The 17,567-nt window shown below is 61.5% G+C and carries 12 protein-coding genes; 8 read left to right on the top strand and 4 right to left on the bottom strand.

The genetic code is table 11. The annotated features are described in order from the left end of the window. The first annotated feature begins 11 nt into the window (after nucleotides 1–11). Nucleotides 12–296: an ArsR/SmtB family transcription factor gene (locus AC0KW6_RS05575; RefSeq protein ID WP_323775913.1), complete on the top strand. Its 285-nt coding sequence runs from the start codon at nucleotides 12–14 to the stop codon at nucleotides 294–296. A gap of 163 nt (nucleotides 297–459) precedes the next feature. On the opposite strand, the gene AC0KW6_RS05570 is transcribed toward AC0KW6_RS05575, so the two are convergent. Both AC0KW6_RS05570 and AC0KW6_RS05565 read right to left on the bottom strand, forming a co-directional pair. After that, a complete protein-coding gene (locus tag AC0KW6_RS05570) occupies nucleotides 460–1,308 on the bottom strand; it encodes a fumarylacetoacetate hydrolase family protein (protein ID WP_474034355.1) in 849 nt (282 codons plus the stop codon). A gap of 26 nt (nucleotides 1,309–1,334) precedes the next feature. Next, nucleotides 1,335–4,331, bottom strand: coding sequence for a cyclic nucleotide-binding domain-containing protein (locus tag AC0KW6_RS05565; RefSeq protein WP_474034354.1), 2,997 nt, complete (start codon nucleotides 4,329–4,331; stop codon nucleotides 1,335–1,337). Between the two features lie 197 nt (nucleotides 4,332–4,528). Here AC0KW6_RS05565 and AC0KW6_RS05560 point away from each other — a divergent pair, with 197 nt between their 5' ends. After that, nucleotides 4,529–4,921: a DUF3307 domain-containing protein gene (locus tag AC0KW6_RS05560; protein WP_323775899.1), complete on the top strand. Its 393-nt coding sequence runs from the start codon at nucleotides 4,529–4,531 to the stop codon at nucleotides 4,919–4,921. A gap of 115 nt (nucleotides 4,922–5,036) precedes the next feature. Here the strand turns inward: AC0KW6_RS05560 and AC0KW6_RS05555 are convergent, their stop codons facing one another. Continuing rightward, nucleotides 5,037–5,495 carry an Lrp/AsnC family transcriptional regulator gene (locus AC0KW6_RS05555; protein ID WP_024088735.1) on the bottom strand — a complete coding sequence of 153 codons (459 nt, stop codon included), beginning with the start codon at nucleotides 5,493–5,495 and terminating at the stop codon, nucleotides 5,037–5,039. Between the two features lie 145 nt (nucleotides 5,496–5,640). On the opposite strand from AC0KW6_RS05555, the gene AC0KW6_RS05550 reads away from it, so the two are divergent. Next, nucleotides 5,641–9,063, top strand: a complete 3,423-nt coding sequence (locus tag AC0KW6_RS05550) for an indolepyruvate ferredoxin oxidoreductase family protein (protein ID WP_474034352.1) — start codon at nucleotides 5,641–5,643, stop codon at nucleotides 9,061–9,063. 30 nt (nucleotides 9,064–9,093) lie between these two features. Here the strand turns inward: AC0KW6_RS05550 and AC0KW6_RS05545 are convergent, their stop codons facing one another. Further along, nucleotides 9,094–9,759 carry a TetR/AcrR family transcriptional regulator gene (locus AC0KW6_RS05545; protein WP_323775897.1) on the bottom strand — a complete coding sequence of 222 codons (666 nt, stop codon included), beginning with the start codon at nucleotides 9,757–9,759 and terminating at the stop codon, nucleotides 9,094–9,096. Nucleotides 9,760–10,193: 434 nt separating this feature from the next. Between AC0KW6_RS05545 and AC0KW6_RS05540 the strand changes: the two genes are divergently transcribed. The 5 genes from AC0KW6_RS05540 to AC0KW6_RS05520 are packed head-to-tail and all read left to right on the top strand — an operon-like array spanning nucleotide 10,194 to nucleotide 17,403. Next, nucleotides 10,194–11,975 carry an ABC transporter ATP-binding protein gene (locus AC0KW6_RS05540; RefSeq protein WP_323775896.1) on the top strand — a complete coding sequence of 594 codons (1,782 nt, stop codon included), beginning with the start codon at nucleotides 10,194–10,196 and terminating at the stop codon, nucleotides 11,973–11,975. Continuing rightward, nucleotides 11,968–13,881, top strand: coding sequence for an ABC transporter substrate-binding protein (locus AC0KW6_RS05535; RefSeq protein WP_474034351.1), 1,914 nt, complete (start codon nucleotides 11,968–11,970; stop codon nucleotides 13,879–13,881). Before AC0KW6_RS05540 ends, AC0KW6_RS05535 begins: the two co-directional genes overlap by 8 nt. Then, complete coding sequence (locus tag AC0KW6_RS05530; protein WP_323775894.1) at nucleotides 13,881–14,909, top strand: ABC transporter permease; 1,029 nt, start codon at nucleotides 13,881–13,883, stop codon at nucleotides 14,907–14,909. Before AC0KW6_RS05535 ends, AC0KW6_RS05530 begins: the two co-directional genes overlap by 1 nt. Next, a complete protein-coding gene (locus tag AC0KW6_RS05525) occupies nucleotides 14,906–16,060 on the top strand; it encodes an ABC transporter permease (protein WP_323775893.1) in 1,155 nt (384 codons plus the stop codon). The genes AC0KW6_RS05530 and AC0KW6_RS05525 overlap by 4 nt, the downstream gene beginning before the upstream one ends. Further along, entirely contained in the window at nucleotides 16,057–17,403 is a 1,347-nt protein-coding gene (locus AC0KW6_RS05520) for a CoA transferase (protein WP_474034349.1), read from the top strand. The genes AC0KW6_RS05525 and AC0KW6_RS05520 overlap by 4 nt, the downstream gene beginning before the upstream one ends. Nucleotides 17,404–17,567: the final 164 nt, after the last annotated feature.

Below are 17,567 nucleotides of genomic sequence, written 5' to 3'. Positions count from 1 at the left end.
CGTCAATCGGCATGCAGGATAGCGCCGCAGCAGCGGCCGCTTTCCTCAAAACGCTTGCCCATGAAGGGCGGCTGATGATCCTTTGCCATCTTGGCACCGGAGAGAAGTCTGTGGGCGAGCTGGAAGCCCTGTTGAACATGCGTCAAGCCGCGGTCAGCCAAATGCTCGCCCGTCTGCGTGAAGAAGGTCTGGTTGCCACGCGGCGGGAAGGCAAGACAGTTTTCTATTGCCTGACTGATGGCAACACGCAGCAATTGATAGCCTTGCTGTACAGGCAGTTCTGCAGCGGCGCTTGACCGCTTCTTCCCATAGACGCTGGCGGCCCCGCACGTTCTCCAGGTTCTATTCCTGCGTTGCTGCAAGCAGGACCGCGCTGCGCATGGCGCAGCGCCACGCCCAACCGGGCAGGCGCATTCCGCGAAGGTGCCGGAACGGGCGGGAGACCCCGCCTGCAGAGTGTCACTCGTCAGACCGGACCGTTTGAGTCTGCACTCCCAGCCCCTCGATCTCCAGCCGCATCACATCGCCGGCCTGCAGATAGACCGGTTGCGGTTTGCACCCCATACCGACGCCCGGCGGTGTGCCGGTCGCGATCACATCGCCCGGATGCAGGGTCATCAGCTGGCTCAGATGCGAGATGATCTGTGCCACGGTGAACACCATCGTGGCCGTGTTTCCAGTCTGCCGCCGCGTGCCGTTCACATCACAGGTCAGCCACAGGTTCTGCGGGTCCGGCACCTCGTCCCGCGTCACCAGCCAGGGACCGGTTGGCCCGAAGGTGTCGCAGCTTTTGCCCTTGGTCCACTGGCCGGTCAGCTTGGTCTGATAGTCGCGCTCGGACACATCGTTGACCGCGCAATACCCCGCCACATGGTTCAACGCGTCGTCTTCGGAGACATATTTGGCTGCAGTGCCGATCACCACGCCCAGCTCGACCTCCCAATCCGCCGCCACTGAGCCGCGCGGCAGGATCACGTCATCGTCCGGTCCGCAAATCGACGACGTCGCCTTAAGGAAAAGAATTGGATGCTCTGGCAGCGCCATGCCCATCTCTTCCGCGTGATCGGTGTAGTTGAGGCCGATGCCGAGAAACTTCCCCGTCTGCCCGACACAAGGCGCCAGCTCTGGATCTCCTTCCACCAGCGGCAGCTCCGCCGGATCCAGCACTGCCAGCCGGGCCAAGGTTTCGTCCCCCAGCACCGCACCGGTAATGTCCGGCAGATGCGCGGACAAATCCCGGACTGCGCCTGTGCTGTCCAAAAGTCCCGGCCGTACTCCTCCGCTCGTGCGGTACCGCAGAAGTTTCATGTTTTTTCCCTGTCTGAATGTCCAGATTAATTGGAGACGTAGCCCGCCACCACTTGCAACAGCTTGAATGCGGTGGAGGCGTCATTTTCCACCACTGCCAGGAATTCTTCCTCACCAATCCGCAGGCAGTTGAGATCGGTCGCCGCGATCATGCTCAGCGCCCGGGGTTCATGGCGGATCAGCCCCAGTTCCCCCACCAGCCGCCCAGGGCCAACCGTGGTAATCAGCCGGTCCGCACCGCCCGGTTGCGGCAAGTAAAGCTCTGCCTCGCCTTCAAGGATCATATACGCCCCGTCCGACGCCTTATCATCCTTGAGAAACACAACCTCTCCTGCTGCGGCATCATACCAGCGGGCGCCGAATGCCAGGAGGCGCAACTGGCGCCGGTTCAGGCCTGAGAACAGTTCCGTCTGTTCCAGCGCCCTGAGCTTTCGGGCAAGATCCTGGCTCGCCGCTCCATCGCCTGCCGCCACGACCTGGGCCTCGTCGCTGACCAGACGGCCCTGGCGCAGCTCAAAGAAGACGTCAAACACATCCGGGTTCTGAAAGCTGGGGGCAAGGTAGATCAGCGTGGTTCCAGGCAAAAGCTTTCGCAGGTTCTTATGCACCGCGACGCGGGTTTCAATATCATAACTTGCCATCGCGGAATCAAGGATCAGGATATCCGGTTTCTTGATTGTGGCCCGGCAAAAGGCCAGCGGCTCAGCAAAACTGGCGGCCAGCCCCTGCCCGCCCACAGCAATCGGCATGTCAAAGATCAGTTCCACCACCTGATTACGCAAGCCTTCACGCACCATCAGTTCTGAGACAAGTTTGCGTACCTCATCGCCCTTGGCGCCGGCAGCATCCGATATCTTGCCGAACAAAGCGTTTTCCAGAACCGTCAAAGTGGGGGCGATGGCCTCTTCTGCAAATGGCACAAAGCCGGCGCCCAAGGCCTTTAGCAAGCGCATCCCATGGCTGCGGCGGAAGCCCAGAATCCGCTCTTTCATTGTCTCTTCAAATGCCGGGCCGATCTGTTCCGCCGAAATGGTGAAAGGCACGATCAACAGCTGAGCCAGTTCCTCGCGGCTCAGCGCCGCCGCATTTACGGTTCCGGGCCGGTCGACCAGCAACAGCGCCGTTTCATAGGCGCCCACATCCAATCCCAGCTTGCGGAACAGGGGGTGGCCCGTGCCGTCCATACCGAAGATCTGGCGCAGCATCTCCACCACATCGCGGGTCAGCGCCACCAATCCTTCGTCCAGCCCCAGCTGCTTCAGCTCGTCGAGGAATTCCGCATGCCCATGCAAGACCTCGCCGGTCAGGGCCTGCTGCGAGGCTGCAAACAGCAGGTTTTCCGCAACCGGCAGCGCCGGGTTGTATGCCTCCGGTTCCAGAAAATGCACATGCACGTCCAGACCGGCGTCCAGAATGGCCTTGCGCACCGATGGGCGCAGCCCGACTAGCCGCTGCGCCAGATCCGGGTGGTCGGGCGCTTCGAAACACTGTTCGATACCGCGGCGGAACAGAGCAGTATCGGATCCGATCCCCTCAACCAGCTGCAGCCACCAGCTCCGCAGCTCCGTCTCGCTGGAGAAACCAGCCAGCTTGGGGTCAAGCCAGGGTGCATCAAAGGGATCCGGGCTGTTGCCCGCGCGTTTGGCAATCTCCAGCTGCTGCAAGTCCCGGGCCGCGCCCAAGGGGCGCAGCCGCATTGGCATCATCACGTTGTCGCCAAAGGATCCCTGGAAAAGAACCGGCCGCGAGGTAGCATAGCCGATCCGCGCCGCCACCGTAGCCTGGTGCAGCCCGGTGAGGTTCTGATCGGCCACCGTCACCGTTCCCGTTGAGGGCAGTATTTCCCGCGTCAGCAGTTCCGCCAGAGCCCGGCGGTCTTCCTCGGAGGGGGCCGCAATACCGATGACCTGCCCTGCGGGGAAGGTTGCGCTCAGCTCTTCCAGCACCGGATTGCCATCCGTGTCACGCACATTGACCGCATCCAGAACCACGTCGCCGCGCAAATGCTCCAGCTCCTCTGGCTCGCCGCTCAGCAGCTTTTCATCCACCATGCCCTTAGGTGCAAAGCGGTCGAGGATTACTTCCCAGCGCAAGCCCATGTCCTGGGTCTGGTTGTAATAGGTCAGCAATTCCTTCCAGGGTGATGCCAGATCCTTGTAGGCTGCCAGCGCCGCGACCAATGCGCCCAACGACACCTTGCCCTGCAGCACCAGAAAGCCGCCGACAGCATAAAAGAAAAACGGCGTCAGCTGGGTGATGAAGTTGTTGAGAAACTTCATAAAGAATTTTTTCTGGTAGATCTCTAAGCGGATGTCATACAGCCGCCCCAGCCGGGCTGTGATGATCGCCATCCGGTAACGCCAGCCGCCATTGATCCGGAGCGTCGAGGCGCCTGCGGCGCTTTCGCCGATCTCAGTGGCCAGTGCCCGAACCTGCTTGATGCGCTTTTTGTTCAACAAGTTGATCTGCCGTTGCAGCATCGGGATCAGCCAGCCTTGCAGCGGAATGAGCGCAATTGCGGCCATCCCGAACCAGAAGTTCTGCAGGAACAGGAAGAACAGGATAGTCAGCATCTGCCCCGCTTGCAGCACCGGCTGGCTGACCGCATCCCCCATCAGCCCGCCCATCGGCTCGGATTCGGAGGTGACCATCGACACCAGTTCGCCTTGGCTGACCCGCTCAAAGTAAGGTTGCGGAAAGCGCAGCACCCGGGCGATCAGCTGATAGCGGAAGCGGCGCAGCATTCGCTCGGCCAGCACCCCCTTCATGGTATTGATGCGCATTTTCAGCAGGCCGTGGCATAGCACCGACACCAGAAATCCGCCGCAAAGAAACCACAGGAACGTCAGCTGATCAAAGCTTTGCCCCAGCAGGGTTATGGTGGAGCTCTCAGCACCGATCGCATCGTTGATGATCCGTTTCGGCAGCTCCAGCGTCAGGTAAAGAAGCGGAAACAGGCAGGCCGTGACCAGCAACAGCACCAGCTGGTCGCGCTTCGAGTACTTCCAGATGAAACGGAACAAAGAGCGTTCGATGGGGAAAGCTCCATAAATGGCGGCTTTGGAGTTGGACTGTCTTATGGGTAGCGCGGTTTGGCAGGCACAGGCAATGGGCAGAAGACCGTCCTGTCCCGTTGCGGCATCCTGCCGGCGCAGCAATTGCCAGACGGTGAAAAATCCGTAAGGTTCCAACGAGGTATCCTTGCTGGAGGTCAATAGGTTTGCCGGAATATGTCGGATACGTTCTGCTGCTGCTCTGCGCTTTGCAGGTCAAGCACCTGTTTGCCGACTTCTTTCTGCAAACACCCAAGATGCTGTCCGGCCGCTGCGCCTATGCCCATATGGGACGGGCCCAGCATGCGGGTATCCATGTGATCGGCTCAGCCCTTGTTTATTTGCTGTTCGGCGCACCATTGGCATTCATTCTAGTTCTGGCTGTGCTGGAGTGGGTGATTCATTTCCACATTGATTTCGGCAAAGCCCGTTTTTCCGAACGCAAGAAGCTGCACCCGCAGCAGGCGATGTTCTGGCAGGCAATGGGTTCTGACCAGGCTCTGCACCAGTTGACCTACATCGCCATGGCCTGGGCCTGGGTGAAATACGCGGCGGCGTGACGGCACCCGTGGGCTGAGGAATGCCCGCAACCCCCAAAGTATCGTTGCAAAGAAAGCGCTGACTGGCTGCACAGCCATCTGCTTTAAGAAGATGCTTCCGCCGCTGGAAAATTTTCTAAGGCACAACCGGCTTGTCCCGTTTGATCGTACGCAGCACCACATTTGTCTGAGCGCTGGCGACCGCTGGAAGACGGAACAGAAATCCCTCCAGAAACCGGTTGTAGGCATCCAGATCCGGAGCCAGCACGCGAAGGTGGTAGTCGGCCTGTCCTGTAGTGGCGTAACATTCCTGCACCAGCGGGCTGGTCTCTACTGCGCGGATAAATTCCACCAGCTTGTCCGGATCGTGACGTGTCAAATGCACATGCACGATGGCTTGGAACCCAAGCCCCATTGCCGGAGCATTCACGACTGCGCCATACCGCTCGATAATGCCCGCATCCTCCAACGCCCGCACCCGGCGCCACAGAGCAGAGGCCGACATGCCGACGGCTTCAGCCAAGTCAGCATTGGAAATGCGGGAGTCTTCCTGCAGCAGGGTGAGGATACGGCAATCGCGATCGTCAAGTTTCATGGTTCGGTCACTTTCCCCGCCAAATCATAATATTCTGGATAGCTTACCCAAAATTATCCTCAAAATCAGAAATTCAGGCAAATCTCTTCAACCTGAGTGGTTTAACTTTCCGGACACCACATTCTCCGTGCAAGGACACTCCAAGATGACCAAGCTGAGCCATGATTTCCGCAGCTACAAGCTGGAAGACCGGTACGAAAAGACCCAGGGCCGGGTTTTCCTGACCGGCACCCAGGCCTTGGCCCGGATCATGCTCGATCAAGCGCGCCGCGATCGGGAAGCCGGGTTGAACACTGCGGGTTTTGTCTCTGGTTACCGTGGCTCGCCTTTGGGGGCGGTCGATCTGGAATTCTGGCGCGCCGAGGACCGGATGAAGGAAAACCGGATTAAGTTCATGCCAGCGGTGAACGAGGATTTGGGCGCTACCGCGGTTCTGGGCGCCCAGCAGGCAGTGCTCGATCCGCATTGCGAAGTCGAGGGCGTGTTTTCCATGTGGTACGGAAAGGGTCCGGGGGTGGACCGCTCCGGCGATGCGCTGAAGCATGGCAACGCCTATGGCTCCTCCGCAAAGGGCGGCGTACTGGTCGTAGCAGGCGACGACCACGGCTGCGTCAGCTCCTCGATGCCGCATCAGTCGGATGTTGCGTTCATGTCCTGGTTCATGCCGGTGCTGAACCCGGCGGACGTGTCCGAATTTCTGGAATTCGGCGAGTATGGCTTTGCCCTTTCGCGCTATTCCGGCACCTGGGTGGGGTTCAAAGCTGTGTCCGAAACCGTGGAAAGCGCGCGGTCGGTTGAACTGCGCCCCGACCGCGCGTTCATATACCCCGACCTGCCGGATTATCCCGGCGGGTTGCATATACGCCGCGCCGATCTGCCCTCGCCCGAGATCGAGACCCGTATTCACGCCAAACTGGACGCCGTGCGCGCCTTTGCCGAGGCGAATCCGATCGACCGCCGGATCTATGACATCAAGAACGCGCGCTTTGGCTTTGTCTCCACCGGCAAGGGGCATCTCGACCTGATGGAAGCGCTGCGGCTTTTGGGGCTGGATGAGGCCGCCTGCCGCCGCCTGGGCATCGATATCTACAAGGTCGGCATGGTCTGGCCGCTGGACCGCACCGATGCGCTGAAATTCGTGAAGGGTAAACAGGAGGTGCTGGTTGTAGAAGAAAAGCGCGGCATCATCGAGAGCCAGTTCAAGGAAAACTTCTATGACTGGCCCGGCAGCAAGCCGGAAAAGATGGTCGGAAAATACGACAGCCAGGGGGAGCCGCTGATCCCTTGGACCGGCGAGCTGAGCCCGCTCTTGCTGGCGCCAATCGTTGCCGCACGGCTGGACAGGTTTTTCCCGGAGGAAAACCTGCCCGCCAAGGCGGCCGCTCTGGCAGCCGAGCCGCCAAAGGTGCTGAATGTGCCCGGCGCCGCACGCACGCCCTATTTCTGTTCAGGCTGCCCGCACAACAGCTCCACCAAACTGCCTGAAGGGTCCAAAGCATTTTCCGGCATCGGCTGCCATGTGATGGCCAGCTGGATGGACCGGGAGACGGCCGGCTATGCCCAGATGGGCGGTGAAGGCGTGCCCTGGACCGCAGCCTCGCAGTTCAATGGCGGCAAGCATGTGTTCCAGAACCTGGGCGAAGGCACCTGGTACCACTCCGGATCGCTGGCGATCCGCCAGGCGGTCGCGGCAGGCACCAACATCACCTACAAGATCCTTTACAATGACGCAGTGGCGATGACCGGCGGCCAGCCGGTGGACGGGCCGGTCTCGGTGCATGGCATTGCCCAGACCTGCCGTGCTGAAGGGGTGGAGCGGATCGCCCTGGTTTCCGATGACATCGGCAAGTTCAGCCGCCGCGACTTCCCGGCGGGCACCACCTTCCATGACCGAAGCGCGCTGGACAGTGTGCAGCGTGAGTTGCGCGAAATCCCCGGCGTCACCGTCCTGATATACGAACAGGCCTGCGCCACTGAAAAGCGCCGCCGCCGCAAGCGCGGCAAGATGGAAGATCCCAAACGGTTTGCCTTCATCAACGATCTGGTCTGCGAGGGCTGCGGCGACTGTTCGGTGGAATCCAACTGCCTGAGCGTGGAGCCGAAGGAGACGCCGTTTGGCCGCAAGCGCAAGATCAACCTGTCGAGCTGCAACAAGGATTTCTCCTGCCTGAACGGGTTCTGCCCCAGCTTTGTCACCGTTGAGGGCGCAACCCGGCGCAAGAAAAAGACCGCAGGCCTGGATGCCGCGCAGCTGACCGCCAAACTGCCCTCCCCTGCCTTGCCATCGCTGGACGCGCCGTTCGACCTGCTGGTCACCGGCGTCGGCGGCACCGGTGTTGTCACCGTGGGTGCGCTAATCACCATGGCCGCGCATCTGGAGGGCAAGGGCTCCAGCGTTCTGGATTTCACCGGCTTTGCACAGAAGTTCGGGACCGTGCTGAGCTATATCCGCCTGTCGAACGCGCCGGAGACGCTGAACCAGGTGCGCATCGACGCCGGCGGCGCGGATGCGGTGATTGGCTGTGACGTGGTGGTCAGCTCGGCGCCCAAGGCCTCCGCCCATTACCGGGCGGACACCAAGGTAGTGCTGAACCGGGCGGAAATGCCCACCGGCGATCTGGTGCTGCGCCGCGATGCCGACTTGATGGCAGGCCTGCGCGAAAAAACCATTGCCGAAGCCGTCGGTCCGCAGAACCTGTCCGGTTTCAACGCCAATGAGGCCGCGGAGACAATGCTGGGCGACGCTGTGCTGGCCAATGTCATGATGCTGGGTTTTGCTTGGCAGAAGGGTCTGGTGCCGGTGAGTGCCGGCGCGCTGGATCAGGCGATCGAGCTGAACGGCGTTGCCGTTGAAAAGAACCGCCTGGCCTTTGCCATCGGCCGTGCCATGGCGGCAGACCCGGAACTGGTCGCCAGCCATTATGAGGAGGCCCCCGAAAAACCCGAGACGCTGGACGCGCTGATCGAGCGGCGTGCGTCGTTCCTCACCGGGTATCAGAACGTGGCTTACGCGGGGCGCTACACCTCTGCCCTGCGGCGGCTCCGCGAGGCGCTGCCTGCCAATGCGCAGGACGAGCTGACCCGGGCGGCGGCGCGATCGCTGTTCAAGCTGATGGCCTACAAGGACGAATACGAGGTCGCCCGGCTGCTCACCAGCGACGCCTTCCAGCATCAGTTGGAAGAGGAATTCGAAGGAGATTTCCGCGTCAACTACCACCTCGCGCCGCCTCTGCTGAACTGGAAAAAGGACGCCCGCGGACGTCCAGGAAAACGGGCCTTCGGGGCTTGGCTGCGCCCGGTGATGACCCTTCTGGCCAAGGGCAAGGCCTTGCGCGGTTCAGCCTTCAACATCTTCGGCTATCACGAGGAAGCCCGCCTGCACCGCGGTCTGCTGACCTGGTTTGAGGCCACGCTTGAGACCATCGCCAGCCGTTACAGCACCGACGCGCATGAGGCCTGCCTCAAGGTACTGAATGCGCCGATGGAGATCCGCGGCTATGGCCCGGTCCGGCTGAAAGCGGCTGAGGTGGCACGCACGCAGGCCGAAGAGTTGCTCCGCAGCCTGTAAAACCTCACGCCCGCGGCTGCGGATAACGCCTCAGACGTCCCAGTGCTGCTTAGTAAACTCGGTGAAGTCCGCCATTTCTTCGGACAGCGGCTCGCGCCCGGTAAAAACCTTGAGGTACTCGGACGTCACCTCCAGCCGGTGCGCGTGGCTCTCATTCGGGTCCGCCATCTCATAGCCGAGCTGCATATAGTACAGCACCTTGGCCCGGGTTACCGCCTCTCGGTCCGGATAGCCGTAGCGTGCGAACATCCCCGTCAACGCTTCGACCCGGCGCCGGTCCGAGCGGTCCAGCAAGCTGCGCACCTTGCCTGAGCGGCGGGACCAGTCACGTACGGCAAAGTCCAGTGCAGTGTTGAACAGATCGGGGTTGGCGATGCAGCGGAACACGTTCAGAACGGCCCCTGTGATAGTCTTGGCCGGTGCCTCGGCCTGGCGCACCATGCCGGCGGTATTGGTCTGCTCCCAGGTTTTGAGCAGCGCATCCAGCAAGTCCTGGCGCGACTTGAAGTACCAGTAGAAAGACGAGCGCGAAACCTGCATCCGCTCGGCAAGCGCCAGCACTTTCACCTGCTCCACCCCGTCCGAGATCAGCACATCCATCGCGACATTCAGCCAGTCGTTGCGGGTAACCTTAATGTTGCCGACCAGCGGCTCGGCCTCCGGATCGTCCCGGTGCAGAACAGGTTTTTGCGCCATATGCGGCCTTTCGGAATGTTTGCGTTCCCTGGCATTCTATGCCGGGCTGACGGCTGGCGCCAACAATGCAATCCTGTCAGCAGGCTTTTGCGGCATGGATTGAGTGGCGCCCGGGCCACAGCAGGTCCGCAGCTAGTGAAGGGCGGGATATAAACTGGGCCTTTATACACCTGAAGGCATGCTAACATGAAAACCCGTAATCCTTGCCCGGCCCGCCCGGCCAAAAACACCGAATATGCGGAGCGAATGCGGGCTTTTGGCCCTAAGAAGCGCCCATCAGCACAACCGGAAAGCCAACCAATTACCCCTTGTACAACGGGCATCCGGTCAAATGGGGTTTGACTAAGCAGCCCTCAGCACGCGAAACTGAGGGAAAAAACAGGGGAAAACATGATCTCATGAATGCCTTGAACCAGCCGGGCGGACAAACTTGAATGCGTCCGCTGCTGTCCGTTGAAAACCTCAGCGTCGGGTTTGGCAAGGGTGCCTCCGTCGTGAAGGACGTGAGCTTTGCTGTGCAGCCTGGCGAAACACTTGCCTTGGTCGGGGAGAGCGGCTCGGGCAAGACGGTCTCCTGCCGTGCCGTGCTGCGGATCCTGCCGAAGGTGGCGCAGCTGCGCTCCGGGCGCATCTTGCTGAACACCCGCGGCGGCTCGGTGGATCTTGCGACACTCGACGAACGGCTGATGCGCGACGTGCGCGGCAATACCGTCGCGATGATTTTCCAGGAGCCGATGCGTTCGCTTTCTCCGCTGCACCGGATCGGCAACCAGGTGTCAGAAGTGCTGTGGCTGCATGGCCGCAAGTCCGAACGCGAGGCACGCAAGACGGTTCTTGAATGTTTTGAGCGGGTCGGGTTCCCCGAGCCGGAACGCACCTACAGATCTTATCCCTTCGAACTGTCTGGCGGGATGCGCCAGCGGGCGATGATCGCCATGGCTATGGTGGCCAAGCCGGACCTGCTGATCGCGGATGAGCCGACTACGGCGCTGGACGTGACGACACAGGCGCAGGTGCTGGGTCTGATGAAAGAGCTGCAGCACGAAACCGGCATGGCAATGATCCTGGTCACCCATGACCTGGGCGTGGTCGCCAATATGGCAGAGCAGGTGGTGGTGATGCACAAGGGCCGGGTGATGGAATCCGGCCGTGCGGAACCGATGCTGCGGACCCCTTCCCATCCGTACACCAAGGCCCTGTTCAACGCGGCCCCGGAAATCCCGGATGAAGCGGTTGTCGCCATCCCGCCGTCACGCGATGATCTGATCTTGGAAATGAAGTCGGTCTCCAAGACCTACACTTTGAGAGCCCGCAAAGGTTGGCAAGCTCCAACCTTGATCCACGCCTGCCGCGAGATTGATCTGCTGTTAAGCCGCGGGAAAACCCTGGCTGTCGTCGGCGAAAGCGGCTCGGGCAAGACCACGGCCGCACGGATTGCGTTAGGGGCAGAGCCGCCGGATCCCGGTGGCGAGGTGCTGTTCCGCCCTGACCCTGATCAACCGGCGGTCACTGTGCACAGCATGGACCGCGCCGCACGCACTGCCTTTCAGCGGCAGGCCCAGATGGTGTTTCAGGATCCTTACTCCTCGCTGTCGCCCAGGATGCGCATTCAGGACACCTTGGTTGAGCCGCTGGAGATCCACCGCGTCGGTTCTCGTGCTGAACGCCGGGACAGGGCAGCGGACATGCTGCGGCTGGTCGGCCTGTCGCCGGACATGCTGAAACGCTACCCGCATGCGTTTTCCGGCGGTCAGCGCCAGCGCCTGTCAATCGCGCGCGCGCTGATGCTGGAGCCGGCGCTGATCGTCTGCGACGAGCCGACCTCGGCGCTGGATGTTTCGGTACAGGAGCAGATCCTGCGGCTGCTGGAGGAAATCCGCGACCGGCAGAACCTCTCTTACTTGTTCATCAGCCATGATTTGGCCGTGGTAGCCCGCATTGCAGATGAGGTCGCAGTGATGCGGCGCGGATTGATTGTCGAGCAGGCGCCGCCGGAAACCTTGTTCTACAATCCCCAGCACCCTTACACCAAGGCGCTGATCGCGGCTCAGCCGGAACCCGATATTGACCGGCCCATAGATTTGAATCTGGTGGCCCAGGGCGCAGGCGCGCCGGATTGCTGGCCCGAAGAATTCCGCTTTAACGGGTTTGATGCCCCGCGCCTGGTAAACCTGAAAAACCTGGAACCCGGCCATAAGGTGCGCTGCCATGCTTGATGCCCTGAAACCCCTGTTGGCGGCTGCCTTCTGCCTTGCCCCGTTTTCTGCCCTGTGCGGCCCCGAGGTTCAGGAAAGCAAATTTTGGAGCGCCGAAGTCAATGCGGGCTACCTGCCGCCTGTGGCCAAACGCCTGCCAGAGGTGCCGCTGGTGGTCGACCTGGCTGCCAAGGGCCGGGGCTATGGCATCGAAGGCGGCACGCTGAACACCATGGTGACCCGCTCCAAGGATATCCGCCAGATGGTTGTCTATGGCTATGCGCGGCTGGCGGGCTATGACGATAGCTACCGGCTGCAGCCTGATATTCTGCTGCGCTATGAGAACCAAGGGAACCGGCGCTACACCCTGAAACTGCGGCCCGGCCACCGCTGGTCCAGCGGCGATCCCTTCACCTCAGCCGACTTCCGCTACTGGTGGGAGGATGTCGCCAACCAAGAACTGCTCAGCCCGGCCGGTCCGCCGGATTTCCTGCGCGTAAACGGCAAGCTGCCGCGGGTTAGCTTCCCGGATGAAACCACAATCATCTATGAATGGGACGACCCCAACCCCAGTTTCCTGCACATGCTGGCCCAGGCGCGCCCGCCATTCATCTACCGGCCTGCGGAATACTTGAAACAGTTCCACGCGGATTACGCCGACCCGGATACGCTGGAAGAGGAAGTCGATTACGCCCGCGTCAAAAGCTGGGCCGCGCTGCACAACAAATACGACAATATGTACAAGTTCGATAACCACGAGCTTCCGACGCTGCAGCCGTGGATCAATGCCTCGCCCGGCAAGAAGATCCGCCACCAGTTCGTGCGCAATCCCTATTACCACCGGATCGACAGCCGCGGCGTGCAGCTGCCCTATATCGACACCGTGGAAATGGAGATCGTGACCGCCGGCCTGGTAGCGGCCAAGTCGAACGCCGGCGAGGCCGATCTGCAGGCCCGCGGCCTGGACTTTCGCGATATTCCGATCCTGCGCAAGGGCGAGAAGGATGGCGCAAACTACAAGACATATCTCTGGGGGTCCGGTGCCGCTTCGCAGATTGCGATCTATCCGAACCTGAATGCCAGGGATCCGGTCTGGCGCGAGGTGTTGCGCGATGTCCGGGTGCGCCGGGCGCTGTCGCTGGCCATCAACCGCCGCGCCATTAACCGGGCGCTCTATTTCAATCTGGCCAAGCCCGGCGCCATGACCGTGCTGGAGCAGAGCGAATTTTTCGACCCTGGCCTGCGTGCCGCCTGGGCGGATTTCGACCCGGAGCAGGCCAATCTGCTGCTGGACGAGGCCGGCCTGACAGAGAAAAACGCCTACGGTATCCGCTATCTGGCCGACGGGCGGCTGATGGAACTTGTCGTGGAAACAGCGGGCGAACGTCAGGAAGTCGAAAATGCTCTTCAGATAATCTCGGACGATTGGCGTGATGTCGGGGTCAAACTGGTCATGCGCCCGCTGGACCGCGACATCCTGCGCAACCGGGTCTTTTCCGGCAGGACCCTGGCCTCTGCCTGGTTCGGCTGGGACAATGGCTTGCCGCAGGTCTACACCTCGCCCGCCTATCTGGCGCCAACGGATCAGGTGTTCCTGTCCTGGCCGAAATGGGGCCAATACTATCAAACCGGCGGTGACGCGGGTGAGCCGCCTGACATGGCTCCGGCGCAGCAGCTGATGGATCTGATGCAGGATTGGAACATGGCCGCCACAGATGCCGAGCGGGCTGCCGCCTGGCGGTCCATGCTGAAAATCCACGCTGATCAAGTTTATGCCATCGGCGTCGTGGCCGCCGCGCCGCAGCCCGTCGTGGTCAGCAACCGCCTGCGCAACGTGCCGGAACAGGCCATATGGGCCTGGGATCCCGGTGCCCATTTCGGCGTTTACCGGCCGGATGAGTTCTTTTTCGAGGATGGCCAGGGCTGATGGAAATTCTGCGCTACGCCATTTACCGGTTCGGCACCATGCTGCTTACGCTTCTGGTGGTGTCCGTGCTGGTCTTTGCCATCATCAACCTGCCGCCGGGTGATTATTTATCGAACCAGATTGCCGAGCTGCAGGCCACCGGCCAATCCGCAGGTGTCGCTAAGGCGGAATTCCTGCGGCAGGAATATGCGCTCGATAAACCCCTGTGGCAGCAATACATGATCTGGATGGGCTTCATGCCCGGCCCGCACGGGTTCTCCGGCATGATACAGGGTAATTTCGGCTGGTCATTCGAGTTCGACAGCCCGGTTGCCGATATTGTCGGCGACAGCCTCTGGCTTACAGTTCTGGTAAACCTGTCCGCCGTTGTTTTTGTCTATGCGGTAGCGCTGCCGCTGGGGGTGCTGGCTGCCGCGCGGGCCCGCACCTGGATTGATTACACCTCTGCTTTCATCGGCTATCTAGGCCTCGCCACGCCAAACTTCCTTCTGGCGCTGATCCTGTTCTACTATGGCCACCGCTGGTTTGATCTGCCCATCGGCGGGCTGATGGCGCCTGAATACGAAGGCGTGCCGATGAACTGGGACAAGGTGAAATCCATTCTCGTCCACCTGATTGTGCCGACTTTCGTGATCGGCACTGCCGGTGCGTCCGCGATGATGCAGCGCCTGCGCGCCAATATGCTGGACGAACTGGGCAAACCCTATGTGGAAACCGCCATCGCCAAGGGCATGGCGCCGGCGCGGATGCTGGCCAAATATCCGCTGCGGGTGGCCTTCAACCCCTTTGTCGCAGACATCGGCAACCTGCTGCCCGCAATGATCTCAGGCTCGGTACTGGTGTCGGTGGTGCTGGGGCTGCAAACCATTGGGCCGACCCTGCTGACCGCACTCAAGACCCAGGACATGTTCCTGTCGGGCTTCGTGCTGATGTTCGTCGCGCTGCTTACGCTGATCGGCACCATGGTTTCAGATGTATTGCTAGTGCTTCTTGACCCGAGGATCCGGTATGAGGGGCGCGGCGCATGACCCGGCTGCCTGATGGACGTTACGTCGATGATGAGCCTTTCGACCCGCAGGCCTCGCTGCTGGAGCTGGAGCGCAAGGACCTCGACGCGCCCAACTGGCTGCTGGTCTGGCGCAAATTCAGGACCCACAGGCTGGGGCTGATTTCGGGCCTTTTTCTGCTGGTCGCCTATCTGATGATCCCGTTTGCCGGCTTCATCGCGCCTTACGGTCCAAACCAGCGCTTTTCAGAGCACCTGTATTCCCCGCCGCAATCGATAAAGCTGTTCCACGAGGGCGCGTTCGTGGGTCCCTTCGTTTACCCGATGACATCCGAGGCCAATCTGGAAACTTTCCAGTGGGAATTCAGTCCGGACACCTCGCGCCCGCTGAAGCTTGAATTTTTCTGCGAGGGCAAAACGTATAAGCTGGCAGGTCTGATCGAAAGCAACCGCCACCTGTTCTGCGCAACCGAAGAGGCAACGATCTTTATCCTGGGGTCCGACCGGCTCGGCCGCGACATCTTCAGCCGCGTTTCCTATGGCGCACAGCTGTCGCTTACTGTGGGGCTGATCGGCATTTCCGTGTCCTTTGTGCTTGGTATCTTTTTTGGTTCACTGGCAGGATATCTCGGCGGCAAGACCGATTGGCTGATAAACCGGGTGATCGAAATCCTGCGGTCCCTGCCTGAGCTTCCTTTGTGGCTGGCGCTTTCTGCCGCGGTGCCCTCGAACTGGTCTCCGGTTGCAGTGTTCTTTGTCATTTCAATCATCCTCGGGATTCTTGACTGGCCAGGGCTTGCAAGGTCCGTGAGGGCCAAGTTCCTGTCCTTGCGCGAAGAGGAATATGTGCGCGCCGCAGAGATGATGGGTGCCTCTCCCGGCCGGGTGATCCGCAAGCATCTGCTGCCAAACTTCATGTCGCATCTGATTGCCTCGGCCACGCTGTCGATCCCGGCGATGATTCTGGGCGAGACCGCGCTGTCTTTCCTCGGCCTTGGGTTGCGTGCGCCGGCGGTCAGCTGGGGCGTGATGCTGAACGATGCGCAAAACCTGGCCTCGATCGAGATCTACCCCTGGACCGCGGTCCCGATGCTGCCGATTGTAATCGTCGTGCTCGCCTTCAACTTTCTCGGCGACGGGCTGCGCGACAGCCTCGATCCTTACGAGCAATGACCCTGCTGACCGCCCTCCCCGCGCCTGGCAGCTATTGCCTGGCGGGCACCGGGCGATGGTCCAGCGCCTTCGCGGTTACCGAACTTGCCAATGCCTCAATCGCCGCAGCTGGGCTGGAACTGGCGCAGCTGATAGCGGCGCTGAACCTGGCACCCGCTGCGCCGGAGGTCACAGTGGACCAGCGCCTGGCGTCGCTCTGGTTCAGCTGCAGCTTGCGCCCCGTGGGCTGGGAGCTTCCCAGCTTGTGGGATCCGATTGCCGGCAATTATAAAACCGCAGACGGCTGGATCCGCCTGCACACCAACCTGCCGCAACACCGCCGGGCCGCGCTGCAGGTGCTCGGCTGTGAGGGAAATCGCTCCGGTGCAGAAGCCGCAGTCAGGCACTGGCAGGCCGGTATTCTCGAAAAGGAGATCGTGACCGCAGGCGGCGCGGCCGCCGCCATGCGCAGCCGCGCGGACTGGCTGGCGCATCCTCAAGGCAGCGCTGTGGCGGCCGAACCGCTGATCCACTGGATCTCCCCCCGCAAGATCCAGCTGCGAAACAGGCCCGAGGCGACGGCTGACCGCCCGCTTGCCGGTCTCAGAGTGCTGGATCTGACCCGGGTTCTGGCCGGGCCGGTCTCGACCCGCACATTGGCTGGCTTCGGGGCAGAGGTGCTGCGCATAGATCCCCCCGGCTGGGACGAACCGGGGGTCATATCCGACATTTCACTGGGCAAGCGCATGGCATTCCTGGACCTGCGCAGCAACGAGGGACGCCAGCGGTTCGAGACGTTGCTGTCCAACACCGATGTTCTGGTGCATGGCTACCGCCCGGGTGCACTGGATGGTCTGGGCTACGGTGCGGACGCCCGCCGCCGGATCGCTCCCAATGCGGTTGAAGTGACTCTGGATGCCTATGGCTGGACCGGCCCCTGGGCCCTGCGGCGCGGCTTTGACAGCCTGGTGCAGATGAGTGCAGGTATCGCCGATACAGGCCGCGTCCAGGCCAGGACGGACAATCCGCACCCTTTACCGGTGCAAGCGCTGGATCATGCCACGGGCTATCTGATGGCAGCAGCAGCCCTTTCGGCCTTGGCAGCCGCCGCCCGTGGAGAGGAAGTGCCCGTGGCCCGTCTGTCGCTTGCCCGCACCGCAGAACTGATTGCCGGACTGCAGAAACATGCCGAAGGATTGGAGCTCACCAAACCGGCGGACAGCGACTATAATCCGGAGATTGAAAACAGCGGCTGGGGTCCGGGCCGCCGCCTTGCTGCACCGCTCGGTCTGGATACCAGCCGAATGCGATGGGACCGGCCCGCTTCCCGTTGCGGCAGCGCCCCCGCATGCTGGCTGCAATAGCCTTTGGAGAAGGGCGCTGCCCCTTTGGCTTGCAGCCAACTCACCCCGGAGTTCTTTCTGCGAGAAATACTCCCGCCGCAGGCGGCGGCGCGGCGCCATGCCAAACCCCAAGCGGAGCGCGTAAGCGATCCAGCACGGGGGCGGGAGGGCGCCGGCCTGGCATT

It is taken from the genome of Leisingera sp. SA215, from assembly GCF_055902035.1.
This window is presented reverse-complemented; position numbering and strand designations above follow the sequence as displayed.